Source organism: Ornithinibacter sp. (genome assembly GCF_035443565.1).
In the GTDB taxonomy this organism is placed as follows: Bacteria; Actinomycetota; Actinomycetes; order Actinomycetales; family Dermatophilaceae; genus Fodinibacter.
In genome coordinates this window covers 1-2,401 of the sequence record NZ_DAORSO010000242.1, presented here as the reverse complement: position 1 = coordinate 2,401, position 2,401 = coordinate 1, and the positions used below count along the sequence as shown (strand labels likewise).

At 67.9% G+C, this 2,401-nt stretch carries 2 protein-coding genes; both read left to right on the top strand.

The window, feature by feature from the left end:
• Positions 1 to 59: 59 nt before the first annotated feature.
• Entirely contained in the window at positions 60 to 413 is a 354-nt protein-coding gene (locus tag PLL68_RS13930) for a hypothetical protein (protein ID WP_324535088.1), read from the top strand.
• 46 nt (positions 414 to 459) lie between these two features.
• The gene (locus PLL68_RS13925) at positions 460 to 2,094 is read left to right on the top strand and encodes an IS1634 family transposase (protein WP_324535086.1); all 1,635 of its coding nucleotides are present in this window, start codon (positions 460 to 462) and stop codon (positions 2,092 to 2,094) included.
• Positions 2,095 to 2,401: the final 307 nt, after the last annotated feature.

The window sequence follows — 2,401 nt, the reverse complement described above, 5'->3', positions numbered from 1 at the left end:
GCCCTCATACAGACCGCGTAACGACACGTGTCTCAGACTGCTTGACATCTTCCGCAGTCGTGCTGAGCAACCCGTCTGGCCAGGACTTCCAGATCCAGTTCACGACCTATGTGCTTGGTGGCGCGGCTGACGGTACGGGTGGCACGGACGTGGGCGTGTTCGGCGTGACCGCGGGCGTTGGGGATGTCGACAGTGAGTGCATCGCGTTGAGCACCGGTTGCACAGCTGGCTGCGTCGGGCCTCCGAACTATGCGACGAACGCCGTGTGCGTGCCTGCCGGCACCGCCTCATTGACGGTCTACGTCACGTCGAACGACACCGGCAGCAGCCCGAACGTGAGTCAGCGCCTGACTTTGATCAGGCCGGCCGGCGTCGAGGCTGCGCGGGGCTGTGACCTGCGGCGATGTGCGTGATGAGGACCGTTTTCACGCACTAAGGGGCCTGGTTTAGGGTCCGTGTGTGGCGTTCATCAGGCGGGTGCGGACCGGCTCGGGGGCCACCGCCGTGCAGATCGCGGAGTACGCCAACGGGCGTCAGCGGATTGTCGAGCATGTCGGGTCGGCGCACACCGAGGCCGAGCTGGGGGTGCTGCTGGCCAGGGCTCGTGAACTGCTCGAGGATCCTGCGCAAGGGACGCTGAACCTGGCGGTGGAACCGTCGGTGCCGGTCGCCTCGATCGTCGCCGCCCCTGCCGACGCCGCCCTGTTCGACCCTTCGCCGGCGGCTGCGGGTGGCCGGGCCGGCCCGGGCAAGGTCGTGGGCACGCACAGCCGACTGCTGTTCGACGCGCTGGCCGAGGTGTACGCCGCCCTGGGGTTCGACGTGCTCGGGGACGCCGTGTTCCGGGACCTGGTGATCGCCCGGGTGGTCGAGCCGACGTCGCTGCTGGACGTTGCCCGGGTCCTGACGGACCTGGGCAGGGCACCAGCGAGCTACCCCACGATGCGGCGCACGTTGGCTCGCGCCCACAAGCGTGGGTACCGCGCCCTGGTCGCGAAGGCCTGCTTCGAGCACGCATCCACCCGCGGGGACATCTCCCTGGTCCTCTATGACGTCACGACGCTGTACTTCGAGGCGGAGAAGGAGGACGACCTGCGCAAGGTCGGGTACTCCAAAGAGCGCCGGGTCGACCCGCAGGTCGTCGTCGGGCTCCTGGTGGACCGGGGCGGGTTCCCCCTGGAGATCGGCTGCTTTGAGGGCAACAAGGCCGAGACGGCCACGATCATCCCGATCGTCAAGGCCTTCCAGAAGCGGCACAGCATCGAGGACATGGTCGTGGTCGCCGATGCGGGGATGCTGTCCTCGTCCAACTTGCGTGAGCTCGACGAGGCGAACCTGCGGTTCATCGTCGGCTCGAAGGTGACCAAGGCACCCAAGGACTTGGCGTCGCACTTCCGATGGCACGGGGACGCGTTCACCGACGGGCAGATCATCGACACCCTCACCCCCAAGCACGCCGGCCGCAAAGGGGAGAACGACCCGTTGGTGAAGGCCGAACCGGGGTGGGAGCCCGGCGAGCATCCCGGGTCGTGGCGGGCGGTGTGGGCGTACTCCGCCAAACGCGCCGCCAGAGACGCCAAGACGCTGACCCTGCAGGAGAACCGCGCCAAGGCCGTCGTCGCCGGAGAGAAGGTCGCCCGCACACCCCGGTTCGTCAAGACCAGCAACGGGGCCCGCACTCTGGACGAGGCGTCGCTGGCCAGAGCAAGGCGGCTCGAGGGGCTGAAGGGGTACGTCACGAACATCCCCGTCGAGGTCATGCCCGCCGGTGAAGTCATCGCCAGCTACCACGAGCTGTGGCACGTCGAGCAGTCGTTCCGGATGTCCAAGACCGACCTGCGGGCCCGACCCATGTTCAACCACACCCGGGACGCGATCGAGGCGCACCTGACCGTCGTGTTCACCGCGCTGGCCCTGTCCCGTGAGGTTCAGTCCCGTAGCGGGCTCGCGATCCGCAACGTCATCCGGCAACTGCGGCCGCTGCGCTCAGCGACCATCGCGATCAACGCCGCCACCCAGACCTTCGCCCCTCAGGTCCCGCCCGCCCAGCAAGCCATCCTCGACGCCCTCAAGAATCACGCACTAAGCGATTGATCAAAGTCAGGAACGACACCGGCAGCAGCCCGAACGTGAGTCAGCGCGTGAACTGGCGCTGGGTGAGAAAGATCGACTGCACCGTGACAGAGCAGTCCTTCGGGTACTCGCCGATCTCGCCGCCAACCACCGTCTGCTGAGGGGCTCTCCGACCCGGCTCCAGGTGGGCCACTCGTGCTAAACGAGCGCCCTGTCAGCCGCCGGAGGGTTCCCTGATCTCGGCACGGTCGACCTCGCCGTCCACGAGGTCGGCGGCCGCGGCCACGAGCAGCGGGTGCAGCGTCGTGTCGCCCCACCGGACGCGGGC